Here is an 8,141-nt window from a genome sequence, read left to right on the forward strand (position 1 = left end):
CAATATGGCATTAGCCTTGATATTATTATCAGGCTGCGGTTCGCACGATGATGTGCTGAACCCCGCTGATGACGAGGCTTTGACCATACATGTAGGCTCTGTTACTACAGCCGACATGACTACGGCTGTTACCACCCGTGCCGAAGCGTCAACCGTTCCAGGCTGGCTAAACGAAGGTTTGAATACAGATGGTATGAATATGGTGTACGATTTGGGTACCTGTGAGCAGTATGCCCTTTTAAAATATGATAAAAGTAGCTATAGTATGAATCTGTATGGTACCGATGGCAAAGTTACCGATACACCAGCTAAGTGGCTGGGCAACGGTGCGCATGTGTTCCGTGGGGCTTATGTGCCTGTGAACTTGCGTAATGAGGGTACTACCAAAGCGTACGACGATCTTTGGCAGTACACTTCGCTGCCCCCGAAAAAGGAGATTTATGCCACTATCGATAAGATTACCATCCCTACGCAGCATCGCCTGGCTCGTGTGGTAGCATACGTTCTGATAGATGATAAAATTAAGAACGTGAATGGCACGAAAACCAAGCTGAAAGGGTATGCCACCGATCCCAAAGATGCAAAACTGCGCTTTTGCAATGTGGAGGTGCTGGATTATGTTGATACAGATGGTCGCCCGCATTGGACTACTGCTACCAAAGTAACCCCTCATTATCTGAACCACGAGGATATTACCATCTATCAGGAAACTGGAACCAACAATTTCGTATTCCCTACCGATGATAATTATAAGGAGGCTAGCGAAAACAGTAGTAAATACACAGCTGTCTCATACGGCGATTCACCATACTACGATATCATTGTGCGCCCCACCTATACCAAAACTTCTAATAAAGCAATGGTAATGGGCGACGAGTTGCCAGCGAACGACACCGATACCTGTTCCAACAAAATTGATTTTGAACTGACACTCGAAAACGATCTGGAGTACGAGAAGACGTTTAAGTTCGACCTGAATGCCAACGACGAAACGGTGGTTTATCTGCGTGTCAGTCCCGAGAAAATCGACTATAACAGCACTGGTTCACGCCTTTGGAATTTAAATACTTACCATGATAAGTATTATGGCGTTGATAACCCCGATCACGAACTCTCGATGGCAGGCAGCAGTTGGCAGCGTGCCTATACCTATCGCGATTATAACGCTACAGTTGCCGATGGTAAAGAGTATAAATATCAGTATATCTCAGATGGTGCAGAGTTTATTGCCAAGTTAAAGCAAGCTACCGAAAAGGGCGACTGTAAAGGCAAATATTTTGTTTTGCTAAAGGATATCACCATATCTCTGGCTGATTTCCCCACCGCGTTGGTTGGGCATCTCGATGGCATGGGGCATACCATAACAGTTGTGCCTGATGGCACTCGTAACTGGTTGTACAGTAGTTTAAATGCAGGATGGAATTCTGAGATATTCAATGTAACCATCACGGGCGGTGTACTCTTCGAAACGCAACCCACTAACGCACATGTAAAGAATTGCTGGAATGATGGTAGTTCTGTAGGTGATGTTACTCCCGACCTTGTTCCATATAAAAACTAAGTATATATGAAGATAAGAAACACGATATATCTGATAACAGCCGCTGTGTTTGCGGCCTGTACAGCCGAAGATATCAGCTGGCAGCTTACTCCCCGGCAGGAGAGCTTGATAGGGCAGGGTATTAGCTTTAGTGCCACCATGGCCGACCCGTTTGTTACCCGCACCACCTATCATCATGATGGCTCGTTTAACGAGGGCGACCAGATGCGTATTTTCCGTCAGTATGCTAATACCGATGGTATAACGTTTGATGAGGCCGGCGAGATATTCCGTACCTATTATTACAAAATGAACTACGCCACAGGTACTGCCTTGTCGCTTAATAACGACTGGTTGCCGGCTTATGATAAATTAAATACACAGAAATCCGATGTGCCTGGCACTACATCGCTTCAGACTTCAGCCGATTCGCTGACATGGGAGGATGGACGTGTTGTGCGTTTCCGTGCGTGGGGGCGTAGTAATCTGTCGGGTGCCCTTTCGGCATCAACAAATACCGCAGCCCGTGATGTTTATTATCCCGATTATACCGTTAGCGATTGGGTTACCGTATCGGGTCCAACCGAAAACATCCCTCTTACCATGCGCCATATCGCCTGTCGTATAGCTCTTACCCCCAAGTCGGGTAATGAGTTGAGCTCTGTACAGTTGTGTTTAGACGATGCTGATTACGATAATAATACTGCAGTTGCTACTGAAGTGAGGAATGCTTACTACAGGATGTGTATGCCAGCCGGTGTGGATGATGAAACATTCCTGCTTACGGCAATGACTAAGAAACTTTATGAGGATGATAAAACCGATTTTAATCATCTTGAGAAATATACCTCCGAGGATAATATTGTAAAGATTAATACTTTGGAAGCCGACGACATTGCTGCTAATGTGCAGCATCCGGAGTTTAAAAACAATGATGGTAATCAGTATCTGCTGTCGATCCCGTTCGACATGAGTAAAACTAATGCTGGCGAAACCATCACACTGCCTGCCTGTACCCGTGTTAAGGTTTGGTTGTATAAGGTAGGCGAAAATGGTAAGAGTAGTCGCGAAACCGAATGCCATATATTTGAGTTGGGTAAGATTCTGAAAGATGATGGTAAAACTAAAGCCTTCCCAGATGGCCTTACGCTTAAGGCGGGCTATAGTTACTCGTTTAGTGTGGGCTATCAGTACAATCAGTTCTCTGTAATAAGTACCGGCAGTTTCTCTTGGACCGATGGCCCTGAGATTGCCGACTATGCCACCCTCGAAAACCATACTCTGGGCAATCTCGACTTTAGTTGGTGGACAGAAGCTATAGCATCGGCAGCCAACGATGCCATTAACGGTAATAAGGATTTTGTGCCCTCGTTTACTATTTCCAGCCCCCAGCAGTTCTACACCTTTATCCGTTTGGTTAACGGCACGGCTGCTACCAAAACGAGTGGACTTGAACGTGGCGAGGTTCGTGCTGAAAATGGACCCGAGGGATTCCCTACCTACTATTGGATAAAGGATGATGGCAATGGCAATACGGTACAGATGACACGTGAACAGGCCGAGTCTGATGGCTATGTGTTCTATCCCCACTACCATGCATCAGATGTAAACCAGAGCGCGTATGTCATCGAGGATTATGTTACCGGACCAGTTGATTTCTACGATACCGATTTTGATCTCCGTTACAAGGTAGAACTTGCCAATGATCTTGATTTTTATGATATAAAGATTCCTGGCATTGGCGATGCTGCGGCAGGCAAGGCTTTCCGTGGTTACTTTAATGGTTGTGGCAACTCGCTTAAAAACCTGTATATGGATGGTGGCTATCTGTTTGATTATGTAAAGGATGGTGCCATTACTAATCTTAAGATTGAGAGCACCCACAATACCTGTTTGTTGAATAAGGCCGAATTTAGCGATAAGACATTAGGATGGGGCTGTTATATTGCCGGTATCTCGATGTTGTGCCCCAGTAGTGGCAGTTCTATTGCCACCTCGCTAAAAGGTACAAGCTATGTGGTAGGTTGTATTCATATCGGTACAGCTGGGGCAGCGTTGGTAGGAGTAGCTGATGCAGGCTATCCACTTTCCATGTTCGGGTGTATGCAGGCTGCTGACAATCTTGATGAAACTACTGGTGCCTTGGTTGGTAATAAGAGTGTTAAATGGGGTACACAAATGTATAACTATTACGATACAAGCCTGTCGCCGAAAGCTACAGCCGTTGCAGGAGTTGCCGATGCCTACGATTACGATGATTACGTTCGTGGTAGCAAGTCGTATGTGCTTAAGGCAAAGTTCGATTATATGCTCGGTAATGATGTTGATAAGGCAAAACTTGCTAAAGAAAAGCCAAATGTACTTAATACCATCTACGGTATGGCGCCTTGGAATGCAATGAACCAAGGTATTAGCGAGTATAACAAAACTACTGTTGGTAAGAAATATCCCTGCATTATGAAGTACAGCATGGTTGGCGATGCCTACACCAACAGTTACCCTACATTAGATAAGTAAGAAAAATAGTAACAATGAAGATATATAAGATACCCTTTTTCTCTATTGCCCTGCTGTTAGTGGGCTGCCAGGCCGACGAGCCGCAGCCCACACAGCAACAGGCAGGCACGCTTTCGTTTACCACATCGGTACAGCAGTTTGATGGCGAGGCTTCTACTCGTGTCAATCTGTCGGGTAATGGCTTTGAGCCAGGCGATAAATTCAAAATAAAGATTGTGTGCCCATTCTCTGAACATACCGAGTTGGGTGAAAGTACCTATGGTGGCAGTTTCGATGCCTTTTATCTGCTTAAGTGGCATGCCGATTCACTGGCTACACTTACCAGCGATGATCATTGCGATATCGATGGCGATTACACCGATTCCAATTCTCCTGATATCTATAGCCGTTTTCTGGCTCAGCCCACACCTTACGTGTTTACAGCACAAACCTGGAGCCAAGAGCAGGTATTTGTTGATTCCAAGAGTACACGTGTTGAGCAATATAGTAACGTGTTCCATGCCAATCAGAGCAAGGAAGCTGATTATAAGGCCAGCGATCTGTTATGGGCGCAAACCATCATGCAAACAGGTACTTATCGTGTGCACTTTAATTTCAAACACGTTATGTCGGCGTTGCTCATCAAGGTTGTAGGCGATATATCTTCCAATGCTGTGCTTACTATCGATAATATGCTTGATATCAACCAGGCCGAGGTGATTGTAGGCGATTACTATGCTGCCAAGAGTAAAATTAATACGGCGGTTGATAAACAATACGACTATAGCTATAAAACCAAGAGCAGCTGCGATATAGGCGATAACGGCAAGGCGCTGGGCATAACTGTGATAAATGATGAAAAGCGAACGGCTACTTGTAAGCTCTTCAAGGACATTACACAGAAAACCACTTATACGGCGTATAAAGATGTAAATAATACCTATCGACTCATTATTCCGCCTTATGCCATTAACAATGCCACTATCATGTTGCGTGATGGCGACAAACGCTATAACATGGCTCTTAATATCGACGATGTTCAGCCCGGTACACTTTATCAAATTACAATGACTCTTAAATAATGAAACGCAATAAAATAATATACTTTTCAGGTTTGTTGGCACTCCTTACGGCATGCCAAGCTAATGATGAGACTGTTACCCCCGATACAGCACTCGAGATTAGTAGTATCACACCTACTATAGCTGTCGATAACCAGTCGCTTACACGTGCTGCTGAGTCAAAAATGCTTGGGGTAGGGCGTACGGCGTTCCAAGCTGGCAATGAGGTGGTGCTTACCACCATCCGTCGTAGCCAGGATGCGTTGGAACCCTTTACATACAGCAACATCCCGTATGCCTATAACGACACTTGGAAACGTACCACCACCGATCCTGAGAAGATATATTGGACCGATGTTACGTCTTACCATACTTTTGCAGGTTATAGTCTGCCTTCTGAAAATTATTATTGGGTTTTACCCACAGCCAATACCACCGAACCTTATCAAGGCGAGCTGGGATATGGATTGGATAGTGATAAAACCGTCGATTTCTCATCAGATAACGATGCGATTATTGCCGAAGATCTGCTGATAAGTTATAGCGATTCGGTTAAGGCGGTGGCTGGTAGCACTACAACCGCTGTTAGTTTTACCCATGCACTCAGCAATGTGTGTATAGTGGTTAATATCAAGGATTTTGCTACTGGTGACAATGTACTCGATGCCGATATAGATGTTACAGATATGACCATTCTTAATCAGCCCTGCAAGTTTAAGTGGAGCGGTTATAGCAAGGAACTCTCTACGCTTAATTGCGATGATAGTAATGGTCAGACCAAACGCAACATAAAACTATGGCGTAAAAGTACTTCAGGCTCAGGCGCTGGTAAAACATTTACATTCTATGGACTCACCACACCACAGGACGCTGCTTACTTAGCTTATGATGCCAACAATAGTTCTTTTGAGTTTGATTTTAAAGTAAGGTATCGCGATGTCGACGATGGTGGCAATTATGTTACCCATAACTATCATGGTATTAAAAGTGGCGTATTGTTTAACTCTGGCAAAACCACCACTATTAATGTAGCATTGAGTCATAGTGGCGAGAAAATGCACATAGATGTGACCTATAACGACTGGAATCTTGTGCCAACACCCGACTTAGGTGTGCTGCGTAAAAAGTCTACCTATATGACTATGAATGTAGATAATACCGCCATTAAAACGCATAGTCAGGTAGATAATATCGACGATGCTATCTGGCTGTATGAATCCAACAATGTCGTGAAGGATGTCTATGGCAACGATGGTACTAGTGCTGCTACTGCGTTCCGTATCACGTCCGCCTTGCAGATGTTGGCGTTTGCTAAGGAGGTGAATAGTGATTACGATTTCACAGGTAAATATGTGCGACTCGATGCCGATATCACCATGCAAAGCAGCGCTACTGCCAGCGATTATGTGTGGAAAGGAATAGGCGAGGATGGTAACGAGTTCAACGGCACCTTCCTGGGTGGCGATCGTTATATCAACCGCTTGAGTGGGAGCTCGCTGTTTGTTAAGCTGGGGGAGGATGCTTGTGTTGAGCAGTTGCATATCACCGCCATTGGCAATGTTACTAATGGCACCTTGGCTGGCACAAATGCAGGTATCATCGGTGGCTGTAAGGTTATCGACGATGTAACCCTTTCTGGCGATGGCGCTGGCGCCCTGGTAGGTACCAACACCGGTACTATCCATGCCAGCTACTACACAGGCGCAGGCAATCTGGTAGGCACCAACTACGATGGAGATAAAACCGGCAACATCGTAGGCTGCTACCAAGCCAGCGATATCACCTCGTTTACAAACTCAACATTGACTACCTTTGTAAGCAACTTGAATTCAAGTCTAAACAAATGGTATAAGGACAATTCTTTTAAAGGTAGCCAATTTAACTACACCTTCACCCCCGGCAATTACCCCACGGTTATTATAAGATAACGTGGGGTAATATTCCTTTTTTGAACTGTCAAGTATTCCTTTCAAGTTCATCTTCTTCAATTTGAACCTGTGCAATTTTGACACAGGTTGGGAAATTTTTGGATGGGGGCAAAAAAATCAACCGAGGGGTAGGGTACCTCGGCTGATTTCTTTGATTATAGGCCCATGCAGCTGGTGGCGCCTAGGGCGGTTACTATCGCTGTGGCGATACTCGCTATCATCTGTACGATGAACTTTACTGTTTCTCTCTTACTCATAATGTTTAATCTTTACTGTTTAATGTTTAATGTTTCATGTTTAATGGGAAGGCTGGGGCCTAAGCCCCAAGCCCTTAGTCTCCAATCGGCTCGTGGTTACCGCTGCCACCGCCTGTGTTACCACCCTGGTTACCGCCGGTGTTGTTGCCGTTGCCGCCAGTGTTACCACCAGTTGATGGCTGGGTGTTCTCAGGATCCTCCACGTCGCCGCTGTCGCTACTGGTTACACGCTTCACCTCCTTGCCGTTACGGTCGATACAGGTAATCTGGATAGCTGTGTTAGCCAGCTCGTCCTTCAGCTTAACCGTTGGTGTAAAGATGATACGACGGGTGGTGATCAGTCCGGCCTTAACCTCGTTCACGTTCTCAACCGCCTTACCACGTAGGCCGAAACGCATGGTGCCCAGTCCGGGAATGGCAACCGAGTGTCCTTCGGTGGCCCAGGCCTTGATTACCTCGCCAGCAGCATTCCAGCAGGCCTGCATTACGCCTTCCATCACACCGCTGCGACTGGCAGCCTCCTTGATTACCTTGTCCTGATCCAGACTAGAGTACAGGTCGGGGCTCAGTACATAACGATACTTACCTTCTTTCTCTTTGTCAAACTTAAGCAGTCGCTCAACTGCCTTTACTTTAAGTGCCATAATTTTGTTTTAAATTAAAGGGTTTGTTATAATCTTTCCTTTTCCTTAAAACCTCTTCCTTAGTCGTGTTTGAGCGGGTGTAGTCATCTAAAATTTTCTGGTAGGCCTACAAAAAATTTTTCTATGGCTTGAACGCTCTTTTTTGTTGCCTTTCAACAACATTGCAAAGGTACAAAAAATATTTGAATTGTGCAAATATTTTGGTAGTTATTTTA

At 45.1% G+C, this 8,141-nt stretch carries 6 protein-coding genes; 4 read left to right on the forward strand and 2 right to left on the reverse strand.

The window, feature by feature from the left end:
• Nucleotides 1–4 precede the first annotated feature (4 nt).
• From T499_RS0106100 to T499_RS0106115, 4 genes are read left to right on the forward strand one after another with little or no spacing between them, the layout of a single operon-like run.
• Nucleotides 5–1,561 carry a hypothetical protein gene (locus tag T499_RS0106100; RefSeq protein WP_157054529.1) on the forward strand — a complete coding sequence of 519 codons (1,557 nt, stop codon included), beginning with the start codon at nt 5–7 and terminating at the stop codon, nt 1,559–1,561.
• Nucleotides 1,562–1,567: 6 nt separating this feature from the next.
• On the forward strand, nt 1,568–4,057 hold the full coding sequence (locus tag T499_RS0106105; RefSeq protein ID WP_033150103.1) for a hypothetical protein: 2,490 nt from the start codon (nt 1,568–1,570) through the stop codon (nt 4,055–4,057).
• A gap of 14 nt (nt 4,058–4,071) precedes the next feature.
• Nucleotides 4,072–5,118 carry a fimbrillin family protein gene (locus tag T499_RS0106110; RefSeq protein ID WP_033150104.1) on the forward strand — a complete coding sequence of 349 codons (1,047 nt, stop codon included), beginning with the start codon at nt 4,072–4,074 and terminating at the stop codon, nt 5,116–5,118.
• Nucleotides 5,118–7,025: a fimbrillin family protein gene (locus T499_RS0106115; RefSeq protein WP_033150105.1), complete on the forward strand. Its 1,908-nt coding sequence runs from the start codon at nt 5,118–5,120 to the stop codon at nt 7,023–7,025. The genes T499_RS0106110 and T499_RS0106115 overlap by 1 nt, the downstream gene beginning before the upstream one ends.
• 155 nt (nt 7,026–7,180) lie before the next feature.
• Here the strand turns inward: T499_RS0106115 and T499_RS14640 are convergent, their stop codons facing one another.
• Nucleotides 7,181–7,282 (reverse strand): smalltalk protein, encoded by a 102-nt coding sequence (locus tag T499_RS14640; RefSeq protein ID WP_157054530.1) that lies wholly within the window; start codon nt 7,280–7,282, stop codon nt 7,181–7,183.
• A 74-nt stretch (nt 7,283–7,356) separates the two neighbouring features.
• Nucleotides 7,357–7,926 (reverse strand): HU family DNA-binding protein, encoded by a 570-nt coding sequence (locus tag T499_RS0106120; RefSeq protein ID WP_033150106.1) that lies wholly within the window; start codon nt 7,924–7,926, stop codon nt 7,357–7,359.
• Between the last annotated feature and the right edge of the window lie 215 nt (nt 7,927–8,141).

Source organism: Prevotella sp. RM4, assembly GCF_000701965.1.
GTDB classification, from domain to species: Bacteria; Bacteroidota; Bacteroidia; order Bacteroidales; family Bacteroidaceae; genus Prevotella; species Prevotella ruminicola.